We start from the raw sequence: 26,815 nt of genomic DNA, 5'->3' as shown, positions 1-26,815 counted from the left end.
AATTAACTTTGCAAAACCTATCGGGTGGTACACGTTTCAAATGCTACCCGGGTCCCTTTTCAAGTGTTAGCTACACTTTCCTTCAATTCATCATACGGACGTATATCGGGATGCACAAAGCGTTTCTTTTTGAAGATGTCTCCCATTTCCTTGCTGCCATAGATTAACTCTTCTTCTTCGGCGGTGGGTTTACGGAAGCCAAGCAGCAGCTTCTCCATGTTCCAACGGTTATGTTCGACTTCGGCAAGCAATGTTATCTGGTCGTTGTCCAGTTTCACGTAACCATCCGTAATGCCTATGGAGCGTAGCTTGGGACTAATGGAATATGCACTGTACAAATTGGACCACTGAAGGGATACGGACAGTTTGTTCCATGAGTCTTTCAGCTCATTGTCAGGTGGGCATGATTGAGGCACATTTCCATATTTATTCTTGAAATCGTATATATAATTGATGATTTGTCCCTCCCTCCGGCTTTTTTTGTCCAAGTCGTAACAGTTGTCCAGCATTCCAAAAGGAAAAACATGGGAATATTTATGAATCGCTTCATCTTTCTTTTTACTGTTAAGCATATTGAGCAGTGCACTGGAGGTTTCCTGACGGACAAAACTGGGATGTTTTCATCATATACATCGTCCGGCAGATATAATCCCATTGCCATGCTTTGAGGAGGATAATTGAGACAGACGGCAATCGTCAATACCTGGCCTGAGTCATGTACCCATTCTTTAATTAGGTTCTGGATGGCAGGAGTTTCCGCACGGCCTTTGATAAATTCGAATTCCACATCCAGAAAGTCTGCATCTTTTCCTTTAAAACGGGTGGGAAGGACAAATCTCTCGTGCCTTTCGTCCTTGCTCATGTCGTAATAATGGGTAGACGATATCTCGAAATAATGGCGGTATCGTCCACAAAAGAAATTCATTTCCCGGTCGGCATTTTCATCAATGAAGGTAATGACACTTTTTATGTTCTTGTCCCGGCAGAAGTTTGGAAAATGCAACAGATGGGCAGCTTCTACTCCTATTGCCACTCCCATACGGCTCATACCGATGATAACAAGATGAACATGTTTTTCGCTTTCGTAGGTTATTGTCTCACGGTCGAGAGGAGGATATTCAATGCAGTTCTCCCCTTTTCCGTATTGCCGGCTTACCAATATCTTTTGGGCCCAGCCCTCGTAGAAGTTAAAGGGATGGAATTCTATATATTTTCTCCATTCGGCAGACAAATCGGTCAGTTGGAAAGCGGCAAAAGTAGTCTGATATTCGAAAAGAACGGTGAATGGTATGAGGGAACATTTATTGCATCGTTTATGAATGTCAACTATCTTTTTCAGGCAGTCTATGTTCAGTGAGTCATGGTCATGTTCGTTCCTCTCTCCGATAAGGAATACTTCGCGCGCTTTGGTAGTATAGAGTTTTTCCAACTCCTCGATAGAGTCGCGCCGGGCACGCAGCACCACAATTCTTTTTTCGTTTTTGGCATCCAGTTCCGTATGGATTTTGCTACGGATTTCTTGTGCCGGTTGGGTACTCTGAATCAGAATATGGCAATTCCCATAATGTGTGTCATCGCAAATTTGCTGGATAAGAGTGGGGACCATGTTGTCAAAACCGATAATGACGATGTGGTTTTGCAAAGGGTAAACGATATCGCCTTCACGATATCGCTCAACTCTGCGTTCCAGCATATTGGAGATTACGGATATCAATAATCCGCAGAACAAAATTAATCCCAGCACTACGACCAATAGAGAGAACCAACGCAGATAAGGTGGTACTTCCACAATATTCCCCGGATCGATGAACAGACAAATCAACTGAAGCAAACGCCCCATAGGTACGTCTTTATCAATACCGGTCCATTCTTCAAGAGACGGCTCAGGAAAGATAAATGCAAAACTTACCAGATATATCAATAAGAAAACAGTTACTATGACTCCGAAAAGCCAAGCAAGCTGCCTCCATCCTTTTCCGGAAAAAGAGCGGTCAAAATGAAGGGCAAAAAGTCTTGTTAGCAGATTCATATTTGTTTTGTCATTAGGCAGTTTCCTTTTTTTCAGTTTCTTGTTTCAATTCTTTTCTGATATTCTCTTTCAGTTTATTGATTTCTTTCTCATCGTTATTGATAATCTCCCGTTTTTCTTTTTCCTGGTACAAGGATGCAAGAATGTTTCTTTCTTGTTCCAGATTCAATGAGAATACATCTATTAATCTCTTGATACATAGAAAAAAACAGATGCATACGCTAAGGGAAATGATGGCATGGAGTGTCATCAGGTAGGTCATTCCACGCGATGGAAAGAATTGAATAAGGTTTTGGAATGTAGTGCATGTCACAATCAATGCTGCAACCAGAAAGAGAATGATAAAGGCAGGAATCACGAATTTCCACCAGTGCCGGATAGGATAATACTTGTTCTCACTCGTCCTCATAGTACTATAATAGATATTGGATTATTATTTCTTCTGTATGTCGAATCCCAGTTTCATAATCAGTTTCAGTGTCTGTATGGCTGTTTGCCGGTCGTATTCTCGTTCTGAGTCCGGTAACTCTTCGTATGGTACAAGTCCGGGATGTGTCTTTAATTCATCATTGCGTGTCTCTCCGTCTTCCCAAAGCCCATACTTCATGCACATTGCGTGCCATGGCTTCTGTGAGTTCCGTCAAATTATCCGGTAAAGTGATATTTTCTGCGTTCAAAGGGGACGGTGTGTATGTTTTCATTTTCTGTTATTTAAAATGTGGAAGTAAAAAGTTTATTGGTAGCAATATTAGGCATTTCGGACGACAGAAACAAAAAAAAGGAAAGCTATTTCCAAAAAAACATGCAGATTACAATGGAAAAAACATTGCAACCTGCATATAAATCGGGAGAAGCGTGAATTATAAGTTAGCTTCCGTCACTACCTGCCCGTCAAACAGATTGATGATACGTCCGGCAAATCCGGCATCATGTTGTGAGTGTGTCACCATGACAATCGTAGTGCCTTCCTTATTCAGTTCATTCAGTAGTTCCATTACCTCTTTTCCGTTCTTTGAATCGAGGTTACCGGTAGGCTCATCGGCAAGTATCAGTTTAGGGTTTGATACGACTGCACGGGCGATTGCCACGCGTTGCTGTTGTCCGCCGGACAATTGTTGCGGGAAGTGCTTGCTGCGGTGCATGATTGCCATACGCTCCATAGCGGTTTCCACCCGGCGCTTGCGTTCGGTGGCAGGAATGCCCATGTAGAGTAGCGGCAGTTCGATGTTCTCGTATACATTCAGCTCATCAATCAGGTTGAAACTTTGGAATACAAAGCCGATGACTCCTTTACGCAAGTTGGTACGTTGGGCTTCTGTATATTTGGATACTTCCGTCCCATTCAAGTAATATTCTCCGGATGTAGGATTGTCCAACAGACCGAGGATATTCAGTAAAGTGGATTTTCCGCAGCCTGAAGGTCCCATGATAGCAACAAACTCCCCTTCTTTCACTTCAATGTTTACGTCGTTCAAAGCCAGAGTCTGTACTTCCTCGGTCTTGAAAATCTTCTGTAAATTTACTGTCTTAATCATAATGCTTTGGTTTTTATGGTTTATAAATATTTCATTTCTTACTCGGATTTGATGCAGTCAATCGGATTTGTTTTGTTCAGCAAATAACTTTGCAGACACACTGTGACGGCAGATATTATCCAGACAATACATAGTGGCAATAGAAAGTCCATAACGGTGAAGGGGGCTTTATAGGCAAACTGTTCATGCCAATGGTGCATGAGCCAATAGACAATGGGGACAGCTAGAATATATGCAAGCAGAATTTGCAGGCAGAATGGTTTATTCAGCAACAGCACGATTTGTCGGGATGTTGCTCCATGAATCTTGCGAATGCTGATTTCGCGGATACGCTGGCGAGTGGCATACCATGAAATGCCGAATAAGCCGAAGCAGGTCAATATCAAGCCAATCAGAGAATAGGCGATAAGGAGTTTGGAGAGAGACAAGACTTTACCATTGCGTTTCATAAAGTCTTGGTGCATGTCTGTGTATTGAAATATCTCCCCTTCATTCATCTTTTCCCATATTTGGGCTATTTGATGTAGTGTTTCTTGTTTATTGCTTTCAATCAGCTTAATCTGCAGATAGTTGGCACCCGACATTCTCTCTGTAGGTGGAAGGTAAAGTATGACCGGGGTAATTTCATTTTCCAATGAACTGAACGGGAAGTCCTCTAATACACCGCCGATGATGTATAAAGAATCGGCAGACTGGTCAAATTCTTTCAAAGGTTTTCCAATGGCATTTATTCCTGCTGGAATCAGCATTCTGACATAGCTTTCGTTGACCAGTGCAGGATAGGCATATTGTTTTTGCAGTTGTTCGGGAGCGTTACCGGACAAGAGTTTGAACCCCATCGTTTTTACCAGATTGGCATCACTATACAGCATTAATAGGTAGGAACTTTTTTCCGTACCGTCGGCTTGTTTGATGGATAGCTCACGTATCCATGAATTCAATATGGAGCCTTGTGACAGGGCGATGGACTCTATTCCTTGTACATGTTTCTCCAGCTCTTCTTTAAGTATTGTAGCCGGTGCGGCATTGAAATCTCCTATTTCAATCCGATTTTCGTAACAGTAGGCCCGTTCCTTGATGAGATTGATTTGTTCATTGGCAACGAGAGTAGCGAATATCAGCCCTATAGAAATGGAAAACTGAAGAATGACCAGCAAAGCTATGAAACGTTGTTTCTTTTTACCTCCGTAAAGTGTCTTGTATTCGCTGAATGAGAGTTGTGAAAGTCTATGGCTGATATACCAGGCAGGGACAATGGACATAACTAGTACAAAGAGCACTAACAAGGGTAGCATCTGTAGGCTGAAAAAGAAATGTACGTTTAAATGGGATGCAAATAATCCATTGAAAAAAGACAGACAGTCGTTGATGATGAGTAAAGATAATCCGAATGCCAGCAGCACAGTGAGGAATGCATCACCAAACAGTTGGATGCGGATATCCTTCAAGCTGCTTCCCATCAGTTTCTCCACATGTATCATTTTGAGCTGTTGCAATACACGGCTCAGGCTCATGTTGGTATAGTTGCAGCAGGCTATGATAAGTACCAACAAGGCGGCAGCAAGGCTGATATACAATAATTGCACATTACTTTGATTGATATACGGCAGAGGTTGTTGTGTATCGTAGTCCGGTGTAGTAAAGTAGATGTCGGACAGAGGGTCGACGTAATATTGTGTCTTTTCCGGAATCAAAGTGGGAATTTTGTCGTGGTTGATTTTTTCGGTAAACTGTTGGGCATCGGTATTTGGAATTAGTTTCAGAAACGTCATTCCACCCCAAAAGTCTTTGTTATTCCCGGTAATCATGTCGAATTGGAGCAATGATTGTGACCGTGACTTTAATATGGCTGCCACTTCATAACTTTGGGTATCAGTCATGGTTTTTATTTCCAGCAATTCTCCTAATGGATTTTTATCTCCAAACAGTTTATGTGCAAAAGCTTCACTGAGTGCTACTTTGCCCGGTTGTTCCAATACTTGCTTTAAACTACCGGCAATGGGATGATAGTGGAAGAAATGTTGCAAAGTAGTATCGGCAGATATAAAGGTTATATCGTGGTAAATCTCCCCTCCATATTTACAATATTGTGGAACCAGAGAATTGATACGCAGGTAGTCTTCCACTTCTGCATATTTTTCTTTCAGCATAGGGGGAATATTGGCATCAGCATAGGCCACCTTGCTTCCGTCCTGCATCGGATTATCCTGACGCAGACAGAAAATACGGTTCTTGTCCCGATTGCCACTCTCTATATTGTAATCATGTACATAATAGGTGAACAGCAAGTTTGTACATGCTAGCCCTATAGCCAGACTGACTATAGAAATGAAGAAGAAAACTTTGTTTCTCCACCAACTGCGGGTAATTATTTTTAGGATTGTAAGTATGGTCATAATCTTTAGGTAAATATATTTTCTTATTCGTTTTTAATGACTTCTGCCGGATTTGTCCTTGCTATTTTCAGAATACGGAAAATAATAGTCAGAGTAGTAATGACAGCTACGATTATGAAGATTGAAATCCAAAATAGCGGGCCATCATTAAAGAATACGATATACATGTTTTTCCATAACTGCAGTATGGCATAACATAAAGGAAATGCCATTGTTGCCGAGAGTACAAGCTGATAAATATACGTACGGGCAAACAATATGATAATCTGTTTCAATCCTGCACCATTTACTTTACGGATTGCCACTTCCTTTTGTCTGCGTTCCGTATCCAGTGTGATTGCCGAATAGACGCCTAATAAAGTGATTATAAGGCTGACAAATGAGAAGAATAAGATTATCCCTTTCATGTTGTTCTCGATGGCTTGCGCTTGGTGAATGTCTTCCTGCAAGGTCGAAATGTGTAATTGTATACTCGGTGGAAGATTCTCTTCCAGCATTTTCTTAACGAAAGCCTCTACTTCTTCTGCTTTTCCGGGTACACACTTCAAATAGCAATGACCTACATAATATTTGAAATCACAAGGCAGAAAGACGAAGCCCTGGCTCTGATTGTAAGTGTCGGCTACAAAATCGGAACAAATGCCGCATACCGTGTAGCTATCTTGATAATTGTACAAGGTGGTTCCCAGTAAATCCTTCTTTATACGTTCTACCAATTTACGGTCTGCTACCATGTCACTATTTGTCTTCAGGACATGCCCGGAGAGAATGGGGATATTCATAAACTCGAAAAAGTTATTAGGAACATTCATTATATTGACTTCAAGGCTACTTTCCCGGTTATCTTTTTCTGTCTGCATGCTTGTTCCCGAAATACCTTTCAGATAATTAATATCTGTCAGCATTTTATCTTTTATATCCGGATGTTGACTGATGCGCTCTATGAGAGCAAGCTTTTCGTCATTTTTCATAAAACGGTAATCCATAGGAATACTGATGATTTCGGACTTTTCTTTTTCTGTCAGTGTGTTGAACAGTGTGGAACCGGTCTTGTTAGCCTGCAAATATAAAGCGACTGTAAAGACTATGAATAACCAACAGATGAAAAATTGGATACCCAAAAGACAATTTCGTATCTTCTGTTTGTGGCGTTTGGATTTGTTCTTGTAAATACTTGACTGGATGGAGGCATGCTTCATCCTCCATACGGTAAACAAGCAGAGTAATAAGCATAGTAAAATAACGCCTGCCATATATTCTATTGTCTGTATCAATAATAGGTCCCGTTCAATGACTAATGTGAAATCAAATAAAGAGAATGAAAGGTAAGGGGTAAATATTTCTATCAGACAGAAAGTCAATAAGAAGGCTATGAACGAAATGATAATGGCTTGGGTAAAAAGTAACCAAAATAGTTTGTTGCCATTACTTCCATTCACTTTACGAATGCCGAACTCGTGCGAACGGTTCAGATAACTCCCCGTCAAAAAATGAAAAAAGTTGAGTAGACCAGTCAGTAGAATCAAAAGGCCGACAATGAATGTGATTCCGGCAAAGTAAGGGGCAACGGATTTCTCCCGAAAAAGTTTTCCGAAATTCGAGGCTGATACGGTATTTTTCTCATTGAATATTGTGTGCTTCAAGTCCATTGCACGGAAACTTGCTTCAAGTTGCGCGGATGTTTTGCCCGGACGAAGAAGAGCAAAAGTAAGTCCACCGGTCATACTGTCTCGTCCATCGAATTGTATAAGTCCTTCGCTGTCGTTCAAGATTAACATATCAATCTTTTGGAGAAAGCTAAGGCTGGTATTCAATGGAATATCTTCTATTATCGCTTGTATGGTATAGATGGTACCTCCTGTTCGTGGTGTGGTATCAGGTGAAGAGAAAAGCCGTTGTGCTAAGGTCATTCGCTTTCCTATCGGATTCTCTCCGAGACCAAATATTTTGTGTGCCAGAGAGCGTGTCAGTATCACGGCATTGGGAGTTTGCGATGCTACAGCCCATGAACCTTGTAATACTTCCGGGGTGAACACGCTATGGTAGGCTGTATCTACTTCCATAGCATATAAATCTTCGTAAGGCAGTTCTTCCTTGTCGATAGTTTCCACATTGTAGCTACGTGGGCGGGGATAGGCAACAAAAGTAAATGCTTCTACTTCTTGGAATTGCAATTGGCGCAGACTCTCAAACAACGTAGCGGGAGTTCCGGAATAAGGTTCTTCTGCTGGAGTATATAGGTTTATGTCTGCAATGCGTTCCCAGTGGGTAAAGCACTTGTCGGTAGAATTTATATAGCGGCTGCAATATAGGCAGATACTAAAACAAAGTATACCTACCGACAGTCCGATGATAGAGATGATATTCTGTGCCTTGTACTTTAATAGGTTTCTGAATGCTGTTTTAATATAATGTCTTATCATAATAGTATCATTATTGTATTATTCGCTTTTGATTACTTCCGCCGGATTCTGTCGTGCAGCCTTTTTTACTTGATAAACCAATGTTAATATGGAAATTAATGATATGATGATTGCTGCAATAATGAACAACCAACTGCTGATGTTGGCTTTGTAGGCAAAATCTCTCAGATAAATGGTTATTCCCCAATAAGATATAGAAATGGCAATCAAAAATGACATTGCTAATATGATAATGTATTTTTTGAGTAATAACAATAAAATTTCCTTATGTGTAGCGCCATGTACTTTTCGTATAGCTATTTCCCGGTATCTTTGTTGTATGTCAAATAAGGACAATCCAAACAAAGCTATTGAGGATATTAGAATGGCCATAAAGGCGAAAAAGGAATAGGTAATAGTTATTTGCTTGTCTGACTTATAGAGATTCTCAACTTCCTGTTTTGCAAAAGTATAATTGAAGGCTCCATCAGCATTGTCGTTGTGTAGGTTTTCCAGGAAGGCAACGGCATCTTTTTGATGTCCTGGAGCAATTTTAGCTTGCAAAGGAATTTGTGAAAGATATGTTTCACCGTATATAAAAGCTATAGGAAGAACCGGTTGGGATAAATGTCCGCAATAAAAATCTTCGACGATACCTATAATCTGATAAGGGCTCAAATCCCTACGCGGCCATAAAGGTTGTTGGGGTTCCAGCCGGGCATTGATTGCGCTTTCGAGTCCGAAGAGTTGCATGGCTTTTTGATTGAGAATCAGTTTTGCTTCACCTTCATGGTCGATGTCGGCATCCCATAAACGTCCCTGGGATAAACGGAAGCCATGAAATCTTATTTCTTCTTCTGTTATGGGAATGCAATACAATTGTTTGAAATTGGCTTCTCCGAGCTTACGGAAAAGTACCGGAGATTCTGTGAAATATTCATAAGGGGATAAAGAGTAATTCCATGCCGTGAATAAAGGAGAGGCATTCATTGCAGTGGATATATTTTCTTTGGAGGCTTTGCGCAAGGAGGTCTGTTTCAGATATTCTGCTTCAGTGGTAGGCTGTTTGCGTTCATAGCGTTCAAAATGGACTTTAACGATAGAGTCTGTGTCATAGCCTAAATCTATATGAGTCATTTCATACAGTTGTTTGGCGAAGAACATGGAAACAACTATTAGAATGAATGCCACGATATACTGAATACTCAGATAGAGGTTTCTTACAACAGACGATTTTTCACCACTGCCTATTTTCCGTAATGAATGGATAGGCGTGTTGTATTTGAATTTAAAAAACGGATAGATTGAAGCTGTCAATGGCTGTAAAATCAGGATAGCTATGGTTATTCCTATGTCAAATATACCATTAGGTTGTTGAATGACATCAAAATATTTATTTAAGGGAAAGACGGAAATCTCGACAAGGAACCAGGCTATAAATAATGATACAAGTGTCAGACATAAATTCTCGATATATAGTTGGGAGAATAGCTGTGCTGAATTGTTTCCAAAAACCTTCTTTAGTCTGAATTCTTTGCTTCGTTTCAATAATACAACCGTATAAAGACTCATAAAATTGAAGATGCCTACAATTAAAATTAGTACAGCAACAAGTGCCAATAGATGTAGCTGTGGTAAATTCCCCCTTTGCAGCATGTCCTGCCAAACATCAATGGCTGGATGAAAATACACTTCACGCATGGGAAGCAGTTGATACCTGAATTCAACATCCGCAGCACGTGGAGATTGCCGGAACGCTGCATGCCGTGCATTTATCTTCGTAAAGGAGGCCCCTTTATGAATTAATGCCATTTTCATCGGGAAACGGAACTCCCAATCCTTCTGCAATGTTTCAGGAACAAGCAAGTCGAAATGAAGCGAGCGTTTCCCTCTGTCTTTGCCGATAACTCCGGTCACCGTAAGAGGGTCACCGGTAGAGTATTCAATGGTTTTGCCGATAGGATTTATGTTCCCGAATAGTTTCTCACTCAGCTCTTCTGTGATAAAGGCGGTTTGTGGAGACGCCGCCCATGATTCGGCTTTTCCATATTTCATGGGAAAATCAGTCACTATTAGAAACAAGCTGTCTGCTACAATCGTTTCTACATCAATATGTTTTTCTTCCTTTATGATATAGTCTTTATTGAACCATACGAAAGTGGACATCGCTTCTATGTCTGCATCTTCGAGGGGACCTCCGATAACTGCCGTTTTATTGTTGTCATCTTTGTATTCCTGCACCATGATGCCTATCCGGTCTTTGTTGGGACTATAACAATCTACATCATTTTCCTGCTTCACGTAGCGGAATATAATAATGACACAAGCCAAGCTCAGTGCCAGTCCGATAATATTGATTACCGTATATACTTTAAACCTACTTAATGTTCGGATATATAATAGTATGAGTTTCATATTCGTGTCTTTTATTCGTTTTTCATAATGCTTGCCGGATTGATGTTGGCAGCCTTGCTGATTTGCCCAATAATAGTCAACAAGGAGATGGCAGTTGTTATGGCTACTGCTACGGCAAACAAGTCGAATGTCAAAGGGGCTTTGTGGGCAAAATCCTGCAAATAGAGGGTAATGGCAATCCATGACAAGGGTATGGATAGCAAAGTGGCGACTCCCATGACCGAGAGATACTTTTTAATGAGTAAGGGATAAATATCCTTTGCTTGCGCACCGTTCACTTTGCGTAAACCTATCTCACGGTAACGTTGCCGAATATCGAACAAGGATATTGACAATAATCCCAATGAAGAGATGAAAATGGCTATTCCGGCAAAGAGCGTATAAATGTTCACCACTTGACGGTCTTCACGATACATCTTTTGGAGTTCATCTTCTATCAGCGTATATTCAAAGTCGGTTCTTCCCGTAGATTCTTCGTATAAGCGGCGCAGGAAATCAATGACTTTGGCTTTATTCTCGTGCTTATACGAGGCTGTAACAGTATAAATTCCGCCTATGCTTGCATCGTGATAATAGATGACAACCGGTTGGATGGATTGTGAAAGGTGCCGAACATTGAAATCCTTTATGACCCCTACTATCTCGCAAGGTGGATTGTAGAAATCCGGTAAGCTGCTTGAGGCGTAGTGTGGTTCTTCAGGTTGCAGCTTGTCTTTGGTGATGTCTTTTATTCCATAGACTCTTTTAGCGGTTTCGTTGATAATTACCTTGAAACTGTTTTTGGTGAACGCTTCATCTATGGAGTCGTTCCATAGGCGCCCCTCTACAAGTTGAAAATCGTATATTGCCATGGAGTGGGTCGTTAAATGTGCAGATAATGCCGGATGGAAACCGTTTTCGGCTCTGTTGAGCGCAAAACTGTCAAAACGGAAGTCGGTGAACAGCAAGTCGTTTCCTCTGCTCCAATGCTCAAACAGAGTGCTTTCACTCATTCGTTTATTGACCAAAGCATTACTTATATATTGTCTTTTTCCTTCATCCAATCCCTCCTCTTTAGTTGTTTTATATAAGCCCAATTTATCGACATACATCCAGCAAGTTATCACATCGTGCGAGCGGAAACCGAGGTCGGCGCAGAGCATATACTCCAACTGCCGTACAAAGAATAGAGAAACGGTTATTATAAAGATGGTTACGACATATTGAAAACACAGTAATATCATGCGTGACCGTGTGGAAAAGCGTGAAGATGCCAGCTCGCGTATGGAGTTGACGGGTCTGCTACATGTGTATTTCAAGAACGGATAAACAGTAGTCAGCAATGGCAATCCTAAAAGTACGATGGCAGAGACCTTCCGGTCAAAGCCGGAGTCTGTTGTGGTAGGTATATAAAGTTCATGGAAAAAGAAAAACCTGGTTATTTCTATTAAAGCCCAGCAAAGGAGTAATGCCAGTCCCGTCAATAAGATGTTCTCGGCATATATTTGCAGGAAAATGTCTGTCCTGCCTGCACCGAACACTTTTTTCACCCCAAACTCTCTTGACCGCTTGGACATGATGACAGTGTAGATGTTGATGAAGTTCAGCAGCCCTATGATACCTACCAGGAAGGCTACTACCATCAATACCCGGACATAGCTTTGGTTGCCATATTGATAGTTCTTGTTTTCTTTTCCGTGGTCTTTATCGTAATATAAATCTTTCAAAGGCAAATACTGATAGCGTACTGTCTCATAAGTGCTCCATTTGCTGCGGGGGTGTTCTTTTGAATACTTTTTATTCAGCAGTGCAATGTCTGTATCCGGTGCCATCAGCATGGCGTATATAGGGTCGAAAAAAAGGAATTCATCCAGTTCATCCGACATAAATATATCCGGCATCCATGATGTCTTGGTATCGGGGTCGTCCACCACTCCTATAATAGTGAATTTATTCCCTTTTGTGTTTTTGAAAGTAGCGCCTATGGCATTCTTCCCTCCCAGCTTCTTCTTCCAAAAAGAACGGGTGATGACAACATCCCTCGGGCGGACTATTCTTCCGCTTCCGGCAATCACCCTATATGGAAAGATTTTGAAGAAGGTGCTGTCTACAGAAAAAGCGTTCGCTGCAATTTCTTGTTCACCGAACAGAGCGGGCATATCCGATATTTGATAAATCACCGTAAATTGTTCTACGGCAGGATCCTTTTCCAATCCCGACCGGTAGCCTCCCAAGAAGTTTTCACCACTGCTGGTAGAGGTTTTTATCAGGCAAATGCGTTTATATTCGGGAAAGCATTGGTTCACTGTATTTTCTTGGTGGATATATCGGGCTACGGTGAGTACGCAAGCCAAACTGCACGCCAGTCCCAATACATTGATAAGGGTGTATGCTTTGAATTTCAGCAATGCATTGATGGCTAAGATTATTTGTCTCATAGTGCGTAGTTTTATTTCATTATCAATTCTTCCGCCTCGCCAAAGGTATCATATCCCGTTGTAATTACCCAATCTCCGGGCTGCAAACCTTCCGTAATCTCGTATTGTTGCGGATTTTGGCGACCGATGCCAAGCGGCACGCGCACGGCTTTTGTCTTTGCGGCGTTCAGTTTGTAAATCCATTGTCCTCCGGTACTCTGGTAGAAGTTGCCGCGCGGAATGACGAGCGCCTCCTCCGGCTGGCCGAGTTCTATCTGTACCCGGAAGCTTTTGCCTACACGTACGTTGTCGGGCATGTCACCGGTGAAGACGAGGTCTACGTCGAACGTGCGGTCTTTGACTTCGGGAACCACTTTCGTGATGCGCAACGGGTATTTTCTTCCCTGATAATTGATGGTGGCAGGCAATCCGGTGATAATGCGGTCGATGTAGTATTCGCTCAGGGAAGTATGCACTTTATATTGGTCCAGCACCTTGATTTCCGCAATGCTTTCACCGGAAGCGACCTGCTGTCCCGGAGTCACCTTGACAAAACTGAGCTGGCCGGCGACGGGAGCTTTCACCACCAGGTTGCCGAGCCGTTCGCAGGCGCGTTCATACTTCTTCCGTTCCCGTTCGCGGTCGTTCCTAATGAGGTCTTTGCGGATGACGGTGACGGCAGAGTCATGACGGAGGCTTTCCCTTTGAAGATGGGCATTTTTCACTTTATAGTTGTATTCGTCCTCGGAAACTTCGAGCTGCGCCTTGCTCTTGATGCCCATGCGGTACTCCTCCTTGTCAAGGGCAAAACTCTTGCGCAGGCGGTTGAGGTCATAATCGGTCTGCAGGGCTTGTTGTTGCAGGTTCAGGCTTTTCTGCTCCATTTCAATTTCTTTTTCGCGGTAGGTGATAAGCTGCTTTTCCCAGTCGTCGCGCTGGTCTTCGATACTGCGCAGCAGGTCGGGGTTTTCCATGACGAGGATGGTATCTCCTTGCCGGAGCAGGCTCCCCTCCTCTCCTATGATGCGTTCCACGCTTCCGGCTTCACGTGCATTGACCTTGATGGTAAGGATGGGCTGAATCACTCCCTCCACATCTACATATTCCATAAATTTGCCGTTCTTGACTTCGGCTATCTGTATGTTGTCCTGCTCGATACGCAGTTTGCTGGGACCCAGCGAAAGGGTGACTACATAAATCAGGAAGGCAAGGAAGGCAACGCCTCCCGCCAGATAGTAGCGGTAACGGATGTACCAGGGTTTCTTTTCAAGTTTTATATCCATAATGCAATATTTTATATACTCTTTTTTTACTTTTCAGATACCCCCTTCAGAAGTACTTCTGAATAAGGGTTCCGAGTTTTACTAAAACTTTACCGGAGATTTAGTAAATCGTCACCGGAGTTTTAGTAAATCTCCGGCCAGTTTTTACTAAAACTATTCCACGATTCTATTACTGTATAGATTCTTCATTAGTAACCCTTTCCAAGTCTTCTGCCAGTGGCCTCTCTTTTTCAAAGTCATATAGCGTGATGCTTCTCAGTGCATAGTACAAACTCCAATAGTTGTACAAAGCCGTTATATAGCTTCTCCGGGCCGTATCTTTTTCCGTGATGGATGCATTGAGGTCGAGTACCGAGGACTTGCCGAGCAGATAGAGTTTTCGGGCTACTTCGGCGCGTCGTTGGGCTGTATGGTCCGTGCGGGCGGCTATGTTTACCCGTTGCGCCTGCAGGTTGAATTGCTTTACGAGTTTCCGTACGTTCAAGTCGAAATCCGTCTTGTCTTGCTCTACCTGCGTGTAGACAAGGTCTCGGTTAGAACGGGCCACGCGTACTTGTCCCCTTCCGCGCCCCCAGTCCAGGATTGGGAGGGTAATGCCCAAGCTGACGTACTGCTGGTCCAGTGGATTCCGGTAGGCATCTTTCAGCTTGTCGGCAGTTTGTGTCAAGCCGAAGCGCAGGTAGATGTCTGCCTTCAGTCCGGCATTGGCCTTGGCGCGCGACACGGCACTCTCGCTTTCCACCTTGCGGCGTAGCATGTTCTGTATCTCCGGACTGTTTTCGTTGGCAAGCATCAGCGCGGCATCCAAGTCGATGTGCAGGTCGGGCACGCGGTTGTCTATTCTCACCTTTATAAGGAGGTCTTCTTGGATGCCGAGGTAGGAACGGAGTTCCTGCATGCAGTTTTCCACTTCGATGCGGGCATTCATGCAGTTGGTTTCTTCGGTCAGTTTGTTGAGTTCGAGCTGCAACATTTCGTTTTCGCTGATGGTGCCGATGTTATATCGTCCTTGCGCATATATATACAAGGTGTCGGCATTGGCGTAGTTGGCGTTGGCTATTTCGTAGTTGCTTTGTGCTTTGGCCAGGTTGAAGAACTTCTCTGTGGCATTGGCGGCAACAAGCTCAAGGGTTTCTACGTAGGTTTTCTTGGCTTCGCGATAACGGATAGGTTCGATGCGCCGGTCCCACTTCAGGCTGTTGTAGCCAAACAAGGACTGGCTGTATCCGATGTTGACGGGTGAAGTCTGCCAGGAATAGGTGTCACTGCTGAAAAGGTCGAGGCGCTGCGCAGCCGTTTCAATGAAAAAGGTTCCTCCGGTCCACGGCACGTTTTGTGTCAGGCTCAGTGTCAGGTCAGTGCTCAGCAGGTTCTGCTCTATGAACTTGACGTTGCCATCGCTTTGGGTCACTTTGTTGATAGCACGGTCCAGATAGGGATTGGAAGTAAGCTTGAGCGTCGGCAGGTAGTTGGCACAGTAGTATTTGTAGTTCCAATAAGCGGAACGGAAGCTATGGCGGGCATTTTGGGCGTCGGGCGACTGCTGGCGGGCCTGCTCGATGGTTTCTTCCAAAGTCAGCTCCAGCGTGTGCTCTTGAGCAACGGCACTCGACATCAGACTGAATGTAATAAGCAATAAAAATATATTCCGGTGCATAGTTGTTTTCTTTACTCTATAAAGTTCAAATTCTATGCCATAAGTATAAGTTGTTGTATTATAAGTGTTTGTTGTGGTTCGAAGCTTTCCAAACGTGTGCAGTTGCGCACAAAAATAGTGCGATAATGCACGCACAACACATGGATATTATACTTATCTTTGCCCGTACAAGAGATGTGGGATTGTGTAGGCCTTGCCTGCACGAAAAGAAAACAGATATGGAACAGTTTGGTAAAATATTGATTGTAGATGATAACGAGGATGTCCTTTTTGCGCTGAACCTTCTTCTCGAACCCTACGCCGAGAAGATAAAAGTGGCAGTGACTCCCGACCGCATCGAGCATTTTATGACCACTTTCCGTCCGGACATTATTCTGCTGGATATGAATTTCAGCCGTGATGCCATCAGTGGTCAGGAAGGTTTCGATAGCTTGAAGCAGATTCTGAGTATCGACCCGCAAGCAGTGGTCATCTTCATGACTGCCTACGCGGATACGGACAAGGCAGTGCGTGCCATCAAAGCGGGGGCTACGGATTTCATTCCCAAGCCGTGGGAGAAGGAAAAATTGTTGGCGACCCTTTCTTCGGGCATGAAGCTGCGTCGTTCGCGGACCGAGATAAATCTGCTGAAGGAGCAGGTGGAAGTTCTGAGCAATGCCACAGCGGGAGGCTCCGAAGAGATTATTATCGGTGATTCTCCCGTCATGCAGCAAGTTTTCTCTACTGTGGAGAAGTTGCGCGATACGGATGCCAACATTCTTATATTAGGTGAGAATGGAACCGGAAAGGATGTGATTGCCCGTATGCTTTACCGCAATTCTCCCCGCTATGGAAAGCCGTTTGTCACGATAGACCTCGGCAGTATTCCCGAACAGTTGTTCGAAAGCGAGTTGTTCGGCTACGAGAAAGGCGCCTTCACCGATGCACGGAAAGCGAAAGTTGGACGTATGGAAGTGGCAACCGGCGGTACGCTTTTTCTGGACGAGATAGGTAACCTTTCCCTGCCCATGCAGGCCAAATTGCTGACTGCCATCGAAAAGCGTTGTATCAGTCGTTTGGGAAGTACGCAGGCTACGCCCATTGATGTGCGGCTCATCTGCGCCACCAATGCAGACATCCGTCGGCTGGTGGACGAAGGAGACTTCCGCCAAGACCTGCTGTATCGCATCAACACCATCGAGTTGCATATTCCACCTCTGCGGGAACGCGGAAACGACATCCTCCTGCTGGCAGAGTATTTCCTGCAACGGTATGCCCGCAAATATCAGAAAGAGATGCGCGGGCTGACCCGGGAGGCGAAAAACAAGTTGTTGAAATATGCCTGGCCGGGTAATGTACGTGAGTTGCAGCATACAGTGGAACGTGCTGTCATATTGGGAGACGGTTCTCTGCTTCGTCCGGAGAACTTTATGTTCCAAGCTTCTGTTTCCCGTCAGAAGAAGGAAGAAGAAGTCCTCAACTTGGAGCAATTGGAACGGCAGGCTGTGGAACGTGCCATGCGGCTCAGTGAAGGAAATGTGACCCGTGCCGCCGAATACTTGGGCATTACTCGCTTCGCCTTGTACCGGAAACTTGAAAAACTGGGCTTATGAAACGATATTCATTGATTGTGGCACTGCACATCATCGGCATAGCCTTCCTTTCGGTCGGCGTTTATCTGCTGGTGGATGCCGGACTGTGGTTCAGTGCACTGATGGCTTTTTTGATATTGCTGGCGATTGCCGTTCATCTGTACCGCCTGCAGATGATGCAGGTGCGCATGATGCGCCATCTGGCAGAGAGCCTGCGCTATGACGACATGATGCTGTCATTCCGTTCTCCCTACAAGAACCGGTCTATGGAGGATATGGTGGACGAGCTTTCCGAAGCGATGAGGAATTTCCGTACCCGCGTGCTGGAACGCAATGAGATGGAAGCGTGGCAAAAGCTGATACGTGTGCTGACGCACGAAATAATGAATTCAATCACTCCCATCATCTCCCTCTCCGAAACCTTGAGCGAGCGGGAAATGTCGGAAAAGAACTATCCCGTCATGCGGCAGGGAATGCAGACTATCCACCGCCGTAGTAAGGGGTTGTTGGAGTTTGTGGAGAATTACCGGAAGCTGACAAGACTTCCCGCCCCCGTCCGTCGTCCGGTTGCCGTCCGCGAGCTGTTGCAGGATTTGCAGAAGCTGTTTTCGGAAGAGTATATCCGGATAGAGCTTCCGGAGACCGACCGCATACTCCAGATAGACCGGACACAGATAGAACAAGTACTGATTAATCTGATTAAAAATGCCAAAGAGGCATGTAGCAGGAAAGAGCATCCCCGGATAGAAGTGAAGATGCTACCCGCCCTCTCGTGGCAATGCCTAATCACTGTCAGTGACAATGGTGAAGGCATTCTGCCGGAAGTGCAAGATAAGATTTTTGTACCGTTCTTCACCACCAAGCCTTCCGGTTCGGGCATCGGGCTCAGTTTATGTAAACAAGTGATGAACCGGCATGGAGGGAATATCACGGTGCAGTCTGCTGTGGGAAAAGGGAGTTGCTTTACGCTGCTATTTGGATAAGTGGGAAAGAGGGTATATACAAAAATAAGCTACTGAAAAATCAGTAGCTTATTAATTTCTGTCGGGGTAGCGGGATTCGAACCCACGACCCCCTGCTCCCAAAGCAGGTGCGCTAACCGGACTGCGCTACACCCCGAATACTTTACTTCTGAAAAGCGAGTGCAAAGGTAAAAACAATTCTGATACCAACCAAACATTTAGGCAAGTTTTATGCAATTAAAATTACATTTTCAGATAGAAATCTTTCGTTAAAGCTACATATTCAGGGGTAAACTCATTGTGATTCACCTCAATACAGAGTTTCTCTTCTCTACACTCTTTTGCTTCAAAACCAAAGTTCAGCAATACCCGTCTGCACGGTTTTCCGGGCTTGGTGAAGACTTGCACACGATGCAATGGAAACAACTTATGGTTCCAAGCTGTATCCACAACCGTTTTTTCAGCTTCCGCTGGAATAATGATGCTTACGACTCCTTGCTCTTCAAGCAAAGATGCCGAACGATGAAACAGTAAATCGTAATTCAAATTGCCCGCATGCCGTGCTGTGCACCTTTGTTCGTCAGGACATTTCAACGCATCTATAAAATAGGGAGGATTGGAAACGATGAGGTCAAATCTGTTTTCCGGCTGATAATCTCGGAAATCATGACATATGACCTCTACTCTATCGGCCCATGGAGAGTGAGATACATTTTCTGTGGCTTGTCCGGCTGCAGCCGCATCTATCTCGATTGCAGTAATCCGGGCATGCGGATTCCTTTGCGCTAACTGTAAGGCTATTAATCCGGTACCGGTTCCAACGTCCAGTATACGCTTTGCTTTGTCTGCCGAGGCCCATGCCCCAAGTAGTACACCATCTGTGCCGACCTTCATGGCGCATTTATCATGAAATATGGTAAATTGTTTAAACTTAAAAGATGATTTTGGCATGTTTATCTTCTTTAATTGGGCTCAAAAATAATCAAAGCCTGCATATTTGTCATAAAATTGGCACTGTTTTTGTCTTTTTAAAGGGTGAAGAACGTTTATTTATGAAGAAATAGCTTAACTTTGCAGGCGCTTTATTGGCCTGCCAATATGACATAAACTAAAAAGAAAGAAATGAAGAAAAGAAATTACCTGAGTGATGTCGAAGATAGAAGCGGAAACGCTTTCTCTGTAATTGCTGATTTTGAGGGGAATGAAGAACAATTGATGGACATTGAGGTAGAAGAGGTTTTACCGATATTGCCTCTCCGAAATATGGTATTGTTCCCTGGGGTGTTTATGCCGGTATCTGTAGGAAGAAAATCTTCCCTCAAATTGGTGCGTGAAGCAGAAAAGAAAAATTCTTATATAGCTGTTGTATGCCAAAAGGTGGCTGAAACAGAGACACCTCTGTTTGAGGATTTACATACCATCGGTACAGTTGCCAAGATAGTACGTGTGCTTGAAATGCCAGACCAGACAACTACCGTCATTCTGCAAGGCTCCAAACGTATGGAACTGAAGGAGATTACGGATACGACTCCTTATCTGAAGGGACGGATAGCTACGCTGAATGAAGAACTTCCGGAGAAGAATGACAAGGAATTCCATGCATTGGTAGAGGCGTGTAAAGACTTGACAGTACGCTACATCAAGTCATCCGATATGTTTCCGCAGGATTCGGCATTTGCCATCAAGAACATTACCAATCCAATGTTTTTGGTAGACTTTATCTGTACGAACCTGCCACTCAAGAAAGACGAAAAGATAGAACTGCTCCGTATCGACTCTTTGCGGGCGCGTACCTACCGCCTGCTTGAGATTCTGAATCGTGAAGTGCAGCTTGCCGAAATCAAAGAGTCTATCCAGATGCGTGCACGTGAGGATATAGACCAGCAGCAGCGTGAGTATTTCCTGCAGCAGCAGATTAAAACCATTCAGGATGAGCTGGGTGGCGGCGGTCAAGAGCAGGAAATAGAGGAGATGCGTAAGAAGGCGGAGACCATCAAATGGAATGATGAGGTGAAGGTTACGTTCCTGAAAGAGGTGGATAAGTTGGAACGTACCCATCCCCAGTCTCCCGACTATAGCGTGCAGCTGAACTATCTGCAGACGATGCTTAGTTTGCCGTGGGGCATTTATACGACGGATAATCTGAGCCTTGTCAATGCAGAAAAGACACTGAACAAAGACCATTATGGTTTGGAGAAGGTGAAGGAACGCATTCTGGAACATCTTGCTGTATTAAAGCTGAAGGGCGATATGAAGTCCCCCATCATCTGCCTGTATGGCCCTCCGGGTGTGGGAAAAACCTCTTTGGGGCGTTCCATTGCTGCAGCCTTGAAGCGTAAGTATATCCGTATGTCGCTGGGAGGCGTGCATGATGAAGCTGAGATTCGCGGTCATCGTAAAACCTATATCGGTGCCATGCCGGGACGGATTATCAAGAATCTGATAAAGGCAGGCTCCTCCAATCCGGTATTTATTCTGGATGAAATAGACAAGGTGAGTGCCGACCGCCAGGGAGACCCCTCCTCTGCCCTCCTCGAAGTGCTCGACCCGGAACAGAATACTACATTCCATGATAACTTTCTGGATGTGGACTATGATTTGTCCAAAGTGATGTTCATCGCTACTGCCAATAATCTGAATACCATCCCCGGACCGTTGCTGGACCGTATGGAGCTGATTGAGGTAAGCGGCTATATCACGGAAGAAAAGATTGAGATTGCCCGCCGCCATCTGGTTCCGAAGGAATTGGAGGCAAACGGTATGAAAAAGAATGATATCAAGATTCCGAAGAACACACTGGAAGCCATTATAGAGAATTATACCCGTGAGAGCGGCGTGCGCGAACTGGAAAAGAAAATCGGAAAGATACTCCGTAAATCTGCACGCCAATATGCTACGGACGGTTATTTTGCGAAGACCGAAATAAAACCGGGAGACTTGTATGAATTCCTGGGTGCACCCGAATATACCCGGGACAAGTATCAGGGTAATGAGTATGCAGGGGTGGTGACCGGTCTGGCGTGGACTGCCGTAGGTGGTGAAATACTTTTCGTGGAAACCAGCCTGAGCCGTGGCAAGGGTGGACGTTTGACATTGACCGGCAATTTGGGTGATGTAATGAAAGAGTCGGCCATGCTGGCATTGGAATACATCAAGGCGCATGCCTCCCTGCTGAATCTTGACGAAGAGATTTTTGATAACTGGAACATCCATGTCCATGTGCCCGAAGGCGCCATTCCGAAAGACGGTCCGTCTGCCGGTATCACGATGGCTACCTCCCTCGCTTCTGCCCTCACCCAGAAAAAGGTGAAGGCCAATCTTGCCATGACGGGAGAGATAACACTTCGCGGTAAGGTACTTCCGGTAGGAGGCATCAAGGAGAAGATACTGGCTGCCAAGCGTGCCGGTATCAAGGAGATTATCTTGAGCGACGAGAACCGCAAGAATATAGAAGAGATACAGGATATATATCTGAAAGGACTGACTTTCCACTATGTGAAAGATATTAAGGAAGTGTTTGCCATTGCGCTGACTGATGAAAAAGTAGCCGATGCCATCGACTTGTCCGTAAAGAAAGAAAAGACCGAAAAGAAAGAGGAATGACATTCGAGTTACAATATACAGACAGCAAGACCAATGCACGTGCCGGACTGATTACTACTGACCACGGGCAGATTGAGACACCTATCTTTATGCCGGTAGGTACAGTGGGAACAGTGAAAGGCGTGCATCTGCCTGAGCTGAAAGAGGATATAAAGGCGCAGATTATATTGGGTAATACCTATCATCTTTATCTGCGTCCGGGACTGGAAGTGATAGAGAAAGCCGGTGGACTGCATAAGTTCAACGGCTTTGACCGTCCTATGCTGACAGACAGCGGCGGTTTCCAGGTATTCTCGTTGTCCGGTATCCGCAAGTTGCGCGAAGAAGGTGCGGAATTCCGTTCACACATCGACGGTAGCAAGCATATCTTTACACCGGAGAAGGTGATGGATATAGAACGGACTATCGGTGCAGACATCATGATGGCCTTTGATGAATGTCCTCCGGGGGATTCGGACTACGAATATGCCAAAAAATCACTGGGATTGACACATCGCTGGCTGGACCGCTGTATCAAGCGTTTCAATGAAACGGGACCTAAGTACGGCTACCAGCAATCCTTATTCCCTATTGTGCAGGGTTGTGTCTATCGCGACCTCCGTGAGCAGTCGGCAGAGTTTGTTGCCTCCAAAGGTGCTGACGGTAATGCCATTGGCGGTCTGGCTGTGGGCGAGCCCGTAGACAAGATGTACGAGATGATTGAGCTGGTGAACGGTATTCTTCCCAAAGACAAGCCTCGCTATCTGATGGGAGTCGGGACTCCGGTAAACATCCTGGAAGGCATTGAACGCGGTGTCGATATGTTCGACTGTGTGATGCCTACCCGAAACGGACGCAACGGGATGTTGTTTACCAAAGACGGCATCATGAACATGCGCAACAAGAAATGGGAGATGGATTTCTCTCCCATTGAAGCGGATGGCGCCTCCTACGTGGATACCATGTACAGCAAGGCGTATTTGCGCCATCTGTTCCATGCACAAGAGCTGCTTGCCATGCAGATAGCATCTATCCACAACTTGGCTTTCTATCTGTGGCTGGCAGGCGAGGCACGTAAGCATATCATTGCAGGCGACTTTGCTACCTGGAAACCGATGATGGTGAAACGCGTATCGACAAGATTATGAGAAAAATGAACTGGAGGATATGGAAGAATATAAAGCTGCCGAGAGGTAAATTCCTGAAGCGGCTGGACTGGTACATTATTAAGAAGTTCCTGGGTACATATGTCTTTGCCATCGCATTGATTATCTCCATTGCGGTGGTGTTCGACTTCAACGAGAAGATGGACCGCTTCATGTCTCATGAAGCGCCGTGGAATGCTATTGTCTTTGATTATTATCTGAACTTCATCCCCTACTTTGCCAATCTGTTCAGTCCGCTGTTTGTATTTATCGCCGTAATCTTCTTTACTTCCAAACTGGCGGAGAACTCGGAGATTATTGCCATGTTCTCTACGGGAATGAGTTTCAAGCGTATGTTGCGTCCTTATATGGTATCTGCGGCAATCATTGCGGTAGTGACGTTCTGCCTCGGGTCTTATGTCATTCCCAAAGGCAGTGTGACACGTATCAATTTTGAGGACAAGTACTACAAACCCCGTAAGGCGAATACGGCACGGAACATCCAGCTGGAAGTGGATTCGGGGGTAATTGCCTATATCGAACGTTTTGAAGACTACAGCAAGACCGGTTATCGCTTTTCTTTGGACAAGTTCAATGACAAGCAACTGGTCTCCCACCTTACAGCCCGTTCCATTACCTACGACACGACGGCCGTGCATAAGTGGAAAATCAAGGATTATATGATTCGCCAGATGGATGGCATGAAGGAGAGTATCACGAAGGGTGACCGCATAGACACTACCCTTTTTATGGAGCCTGCCGACTTCCTGATTATGAAGAACCAGCAGGAGATGTTGACCAGCCCTCAGCTAAGCGAGTACATCAACAGGCAGCGGCAACGCGGCTTTGCCAACATTAAGGAATTTGAGATAGAGTACCACAAACGCATTGCCATGTCGTTTGCCTCCTTTATCCTGACGCTGATTGGAGTGTCTTTGTCTTCCAAGAAAACGAAAGGTGGAATGGGATTGCATTTAGGTATCGGCTTGGCATTGAGTTTCTCTTATATTCTGTTTCAGACCATTGCTTCCACATTTGCCGTGAACGGCAACATGCCTCCGGTCATCGCTGTGTGGATACCGAATATAATGTATGCCTTCATTGCATTCTATCTATATAGGAAAGCGCCGAAATAAGCATTCTAAACCTCTACTTCAGCTTGCTCAAGTTGAGGTTTGGCGTACTAAAGCAGAGGTTTAGGATGTTTGTCTCTGGAAGCCCATTAAAATAAGAAGCCCCTCCCACTCTTGCGTTGTACAAGTGCGGGAGGGGCTTTTTGTTGTATTCATTTTCCTCTTTTGTTCTGTTCCCTTTTTTGCCGGAAAGAGACGTCGGTTTCTAGGGAACACCCTCACTTTCGTCTTACAGGTTTTTTAAGTTGCTGTTGTATGCACCGGGCATCAGCAAGCTTAATTCAAGTAAGCGGAAAGTTCTGCAGCAGAGATGTTTTTGGCAATAATTACACCATTATCATCCAGTAAATAGTTAGTGAATCCGCGGCCTAAGCGATATTTCTTAAAGAGGCCGGAATATTCGCCTTTAGTTTCCACGAAACAAGTGGGCGTAACTATTTGGTCCTTACGGATGGTTTCTTCAAAGATTGACTGATACTCATCGAATGAAACTGAAACCATCTTCACATTGTTGCGGGCAGTAGAGCGAAGCGCATTGCTCAAACTTGCGTTTTGCATCCGGGACTGCGCGTCGTAACTTGCCCAAAAACTGAGCAATACATACTTTCCTTTCAAGTCTGAAAGTTCGGTTTGGGATTGCTCTGCCGACATGGTTTGGATTTTGAAATCCGGGGCCATGTCACCCACATTCAAACCTCCGGTAGGTTTGTCTTTTTCTACAAAAGAAGTCAAGGAACTTATTAGTAATACAACAAAAATCCATTTTGCATATTTCATGCGGCACGGTTTTGGTTAATACTATCCGGGACTGTCCTTCAACAGTGATTTCTTCCCGGAACATCGTCTTGTCAAAGCCTTGAATAGTGATAAATACACTGATAATCAAAGCTTTTAATTGTGAAATCGGGTGCAAAGGTAAGTAATTCCTAAACAAACTTCCAAATAAACAAGCATTTTTCTCACTTTTTAGAGGCATATTTTTATGTTATTTAGCATAAATAGTGGGAATTTTCCTTACTTTTGTAGCCTATTATTCTATCAAAAAGATGACTTATGCAACCATTGAACACTGAACTCATCCTGATACGTATTACGGGTGAAGACCGTCCGGGACTGACAGCTTCCGTGACGGAAATTCTGGCGAAATATGATGCTACCATTCTGGATATTGGCCAGGCAGATATTCACAATACTCTTTCGTTGGGCATTTTGTGCAAGACGGAAGAACAACACTCGGGGTTCATTATGAAGGAACTGCTTTTCAAGGCTTCCTCCCTGGGAGTGACTGTCCGTTTCTACCCCATTACTACCAAAGAGTACGAGGATTGGGTGAATATGCAGGGAAAGAACCGCTATATTCTTACTTTATTGGGGCGTAAGTTGTCTGCCCGTCAAATATCTGCCGTTACCCGTATTCTTGCAGAGCAAGGCATGAATATCGATGCCATCAAGCGCCTTACAGGACGTATCCCGCTGGACGAATGCGAATCGCGTACACGCGCCTGCATCGAATTTTCCGTTCGTGGCACTCCGAAAGACCGTATTGCCATGCAAGAACAGTTAATGAAACTGGCAACCGAACTGGAAATGGATTTCTCTTTCCAGTTGGACAATATGTACCGCCGGATGCGCCGCCTCATTTGCTTCGATATGGACTCTACGCTGATTGAAACGGAAGTGATTGATGAATTGGCCATACGTGCAGGTGTGGGCGACCAGGTGAAGGCCATTACCGAACGTGCCATGCGTGGTGAGATAGATTTCATTGAGAGCTTTCGCGAACGAGTGGCTTTGCTGAAAGGATTGGATGAGTCCGTGATGCAGGAGATTGCAGAGAATCTTCCCATTACGGAAGGTGTGGATCGCCTGATGTATGTTTTGAAGAAATACGGTTACAAGATAGCTATTCTTTCGGGAGGGTTTACCTACTTCGGGCAGTACCTCCAGAAGAAGTACGGTATAGACTATGTGTATGCCAACGAGCTGGAAATAGAGGATGGCAAACTGACCGGCCGCTATCTCGGTGATGTAGTCGACGGTAAGCGTAAGGCGGAGTTGCTGCGTTTGATAGCTCAGGTGGAGAAAGTGGATATTGCGCAGACTATTGCTGTGGGCGACGGTGCCAACGACCTGCCCATGCTGGGAATTGCCGGCCTTGGAATCGCTTTCCATGCAAAGCCCAAAGTAGTTGCCAATGCCAAGCAATCCATCAACACCATCGGCTTAGATGGCGTACTTTACTTTCTGGGATTTAAGGATTCATACATTGATATTCCCCGTTGAAGGCAGATGCTTGAAACAAATTTGCA

General features: G+C 44.6%; 18 protein-coding genes, 1 tRNA gene and 1 pseudogene. 6 read left to right on the top strand and 14 right to left on the bottom strand.

Annotated elements, in window-relative coordinates:
- Positions 1 to 59: 59 nt before the first annotated feature.
- From ACESTD_RS11780 to ACESTD_RS11730, 11 genes and pseudogenes are all read right to left on the bottom strand, one after another.
- Entirely contained in the window at positions 60 to 416 is a 357-nt protein-coding gene (locus ACESTD_RS11780; RefSeq protein ID WP_229079753.1) for a hypothetical protein, read from the bottom strand.
- A complete protein-coding gene (locus tag ACESTD_RS11775; protein ID WP_229079755.1) occupies positions 383 to 2,029 on the bottom strand; it encodes a hypothetical protein in 1,647 nt (548 codons plus the stop codon). Before ACESTD_RS11775 ends, ACESTD_RS11780 begins: the two co-directional genes overlap by 34 nt.
- Positions 2,030 to 2,042: 13 nt before the next feature.
- Positions 2,043 to 2,438 carry a hypothetical protein gene (locus ACESTD_RS11770; RefSeq protein WP_022402415.1) on the bottom strand — a complete coding sequence of 132 codons (396 nt, stop codon included), beginning with the start codon at positions 2,436 to 2,438 and terminating at the stop codon, positions 2,043 to 2,045.
- Between the two features lie 24 nt (positions 2,439 to 2,462).
- Positions 2,463 to 2,730 (bottom strand): annotated as a pseudogene (locus ACESTD_RS11765) (RyR domain-containing protein).
- Between the two features lie 159 nt (positions 2,731 to 2,889).
- Complete coding sequence (locus tag ACESTD_RS11760; protein WP_005837161.1) at positions 2,890 to 3,564, bottom strand: ABC transporter ATP-binding protein; 675 nt, start codon at positions 3,562 to 3,564, stop codon at positions 2,890 to 2,892.
- A 38-nt stretch (positions 3,565 to 3,602) separates the two neighbouring features.
- A complete protein-coding gene (locus ACESTD_RS11755) occupies positions 3,603 to 5,960 on the bottom strand; it encodes an ABC transporter permease (protein ID WP_005837160.1) in 2,358 nt (785 codons plus the stop codon).
- Positions 5,961 to 5,983: 23 nt separating this feature from the next.
- A complete protein-coding gene (locus ACESTD_RS11750; RefSeq protein WP_008664546.1) occupies positions 5,984 to 8,383 on the bottom strand; it encodes an ABC transporter permease in 2,400 nt (799 codons plus the stop codon).
- Positions 8,384 to 8,401: 18 nt separating this feature from the next.
- On the bottom strand, positions 8,402 to 10,777 hold the full coding sequence (locus ACESTD_RS11745) for an ABC transporter permease (RefSeq protein ID WP_373158880.1): 2,376 nt from the start codon (positions 10,775 to 10,777) through the stop codon (positions 8,402 to 8,404).
- An 11-nt stretch (positions 10,778 to 10,788) separates the two neighbouring features.
- Complete coding sequence (locus tag ACESTD_RS11740; RefSeq protein ID WP_373158881.1) at positions 10,789 to 13,194, bottom strand: ABC transporter permease; 2,406 nt, start codon at positions 13,192 to 13,194, stop codon at positions 10,789 to 10,791.
- Between the two features lie 11 nt (positions 13,195 to 13,205).
- Complete coding sequence (locus ACESTD_RS11735) at positions 13,206 to 14,456, bottom strand: efflux RND transporter periplasmic adaptor subunit (protein ID WP_005837154.1); 1,251 nt, start codon at positions 14,454 to 14,456, stop codon at positions 13,206 to 13,208.
- 169 nt (positions 14,457 to 14,625) lie between these two features.
- On the bottom strand, positions 14,626 to 16,113 hold the full coding sequence (locus tag ACESTD_RS11730; RefSeq protein WP_022402419.1) for a TolC family protein: 1,488 nt from the start codon (positions 16,111 to 16,113) through the stop codon (positions 14,626 to 14,628).
- 218 nt (positions 16,114 to 16,331) lie between these two features.
- Here ACESTD_RS11730 and ACESTD_RS11725 point away from each other — a divergent pair, with 218 nt between their 5' ends.
- Complete coding sequence (locus tag ACESTD_RS11725) at positions 16,332 to 17,705, top strand: sigma-54 dependent transcriptional regulator (RefSeq protein ID WP_034523182.1); 1,374 nt, start codon at positions 16,332 to 16,334, stop codon at positions 17,703 to 17,705.
- Complete coding sequence (locus tag ACESTD_RS11720; RefSeq protein WP_117688981.1) at positions 17,702 to 18,667, top strand: PAS domain-containing sensor histidine kinase; 966 nt, start codon at positions 17,702 to 17,704, stop codon at positions 18,665 to 18,667. Before ACESTD_RS11725 ends, ACESTD_RS11720 begins: the two co-directional genes overlap by 4 nt.
- 61 nt (positions 18,668 to 18,728) lie before the next feature.
- Here ACESTD_RS11720 and ACESTD_RS11715 read toward each other — a convergent pair.
- A tRNA-Pro gene (locus ACESTD_RS11715) sits at positions 18,729 to 18,803 on the bottom strand.
- Between the two features lie 86 nt (positions 18,804 to 18,889).
- Positions 18,890 to 19,597, bottom strand: coding sequence for a tRNA1(Val) (adenine(37)-N6)-methyltransferase (locus ACESTD_RS11710; RefSeq protein ID WP_005837149.1), 708 nt, complete (start codon positions 19,595 to 19,597; stop codon positions 18,890 to 18,892).
- A 171-nt stretch (positions 19,598 to 19,768) separates the two neighbouring features.
- On the opposite strand from ACESTD_RS11710, the gene lon reads away from it, so the two are divergent.
- From lon to ACESTD_RS11695, 3 genes are read left to right on the top strand one after another with little or no spacing between them, the layout of a single operon-like run.
- A complete protein-coding gene (gene lon / locus ACESTD_RS11705; RefSeq protein WP_057097906.1) occupies positions 19,769 to 22,249 on the top strand; it encodes an endopeptidase La in 2,481 nt (826 codons plus the stop codon).
- The gene (gene tgt / locus ACESTD_RS11700) at positions 22,246 to 23,376 is read left to right on the top strand and encodes a tRNA guanosine(34) transglycosylase Tgt (RefSeq protein WP_117878072.1); all 1,131 of its coding nucleotides are present in this window, start codon (positions 22,246 to 22,248) and stop codon (positions 23,374 to 23,376) included. The genes lon and tgt overlap by 4 nt, the downstream gene beginning before the upstream one ends.
- Positions 23,373 to 24,509 (top strand): LptF/LptG family permease, encoded by a 1,137-nt coding sequence (locus tag ACESTD_RS11695; RefSeq protein ID WP_005825471.1) that lies wholly within the window; start codon positions 23,373 to 23,375, stop codon positions 24,507 to 24,509. Before tgt ends, ACESTD_RS11695 begins: the two co-directional genes overlap by 4 nt.
- Positions 24,510 to 24,782: 273 nt before the next feature.
- Here the strand turns inward: ACESTD_RS11695 and ACESTD_RS11690 are convergent, their stop codons facing one another.
- Positions 24,783 to 25,283 carry a thioredoxin-like domain-containing protein gene (locus ACESTD_RS11690; RefSeq protein WP_005825473.1) on the bottom strand — a complete coding sequence of 167 codons (501 nt, stop codon included), beginning with the start codon at positions 25,281 to 25,283 and terminating at the stop codon, positions 24,783 to 24,785.
- Positions 25,284 to 25,559: 276 nt separating this feature from the next.
- Between ACESTD_RS11690 and serB the strand changes: the two genes are divergently transcribed.
- Positions 25,560 to 26,789 (top strand): phosphoserine phosphatase SerB, encoded by a 1,230-nt coding sequence (serB, locus tag ACESTD_RS11685; protein WP_005837143.1) that lies wholly within the window; start codon positions 25,560 to 25,562, stop codon positions 26,787 to 26,789.
- Positions 26,790 to 26,815: the final 26 nt, after the last annotated feature.

Origin of the sequence: Bacteroides sp. AR20, from assembly GCF_964250605.1 — a bacterium.
GTDB lineage: Bacteria > Bacteroidota > Bacteroidia > Bacteroidales > Bacteroidaceae > Bacteroides > Bacteroides uniformis.
The sequence above is the reverse complement of the archived record's forward strand: the minus strand, read 5'-3'. Positions and strand labels throughout refer to the sequence as shown.

What these genes read in the sequence shown, in the direction of transcription:
- ACESTD_RS11775 (WP_229079755.1), bottom strand. Translation starts at nt 2,029, where the DNA reads ATGAATCTGCTAACAAGACTTTTTGCCCTTCATTTTGACCGCTCTTTT.
- ACESTD_RS11770 (WP_022402415.1), bottom strand. Translation starts at nt 2,438, where the DNA reads ATGAGGACGAGTGAGAACAAGTATTATCCTATCCGGCACTGGTGGAAA.
- ACESTD_RS11760 (WP_005837161.1), bottom strand. Translation starts at nt 3,564, where the DNA reads ATGATTAAGACAGTAAATTTACAGAAGATTTTCAAGACCGAGGAAGTA.
- ACESTD_RS11755 (WP_005837160.1), bottom strand. Translation starts at nt 5,960, where the DNA reads ATGACCATACTTACAATCCTAAAAATAATTACCCGCAGTTGGTGGAGA.
- ACESTD_RS11750 (WP_008664546.1), bottom strand. Translation starts at nt 8,383, where the DNA reads ATGATAAGACATTATATTAAAACAGCATTCAGAAACCTATTAAAGTAC.
- ACESTD_RS11745 (WP_373158880.1), bottom strand. Translation starts at nt 10,777, where the DNA reads ATGAAACTCATACTATTATATATCCGAACATTAAGTAGGTTTAAAGTA.
- ACESTD_RS11740 (WP_373158881.1), bottom strand. Translation starts at nt 13,194, where the DNA reads ATGAGACAAATAATCTTAGCCATCAATGCATTGCTGAAATTCAAAGCA.
- ACESTD_RS11735 (WP_005837154.1), bottom strand. Translation starts at nt 14,456, where the DNA reads ATGGATATAAAACTTGAAAAGAAACCCTGGTACATCCGTTACCGCTAC.
- ACESTD_RS11730 (WP_022402419.1), bottom strand. Translation starts at nt 16,113, where the DNA reads ATGCACCGGAATATATTTTTATTGCTTATTACATTCAGTCTGATGTCG.
- ACESTD_RS11725 (WP_034523182.1), top strand. Translation starts at nt 16,332, where the DNA reads ATGGAACAGTTTGGTAAAATATTGATTGTAGATGATAACGAGGATGTC.
- ACESTD_RS11720 (WP_117688981.1), top strand. Translation starts at nt 17,702, where the DNA reads ATGAAACGATATTCATTGATTGTGGCACTGCACATCATCGGCATAGCC.
- ACESTD_RS11710 (WP_005837149.1), bottom strand. Translation starts at nt 19,597, where the DNA reads ATGCCAAAATCATCTTTTAAGTTTAAACAATTTACCATATTTCATGAT.
- lon (WP_057097906.1), top strand. Translation starts at nt 19,769, where the DNA reads ATGAAGAAAAGAAATTACCTGAGTGATGTCGAAGATAGAAGCGGAAAC.
- tgt (WP_117878072.1), top strand. Translation starts at nt 22,246, where the DNA reads ATGACATTCGAGTTACAATATACAGACAGCAAGACCAATGCACGTGCC.
- ACESTD_RS11695 (WP_005825471.1), top strand. Translation starts at nt 23,373, where the DNA reads ATGAGAAAAATGAACTGGAGGATATGGAAGAATATAAAGCTGCCGAGA.
- ACESTD_RS11690 (WP_005825473.1), bottom strand. Translation starts at nt 25,283, where the DNA reads ATGAAATATGCAAAATGGATTTTTGTTGTATTACTAATAAGTTCCTTG.
- serB (WP_005837143.1), top strand. Translation starts at nt 25,560, where the DNA reads ATGCAACCATTGAACACTGAACTCATCCTGATACGTATTACGGGTGAA.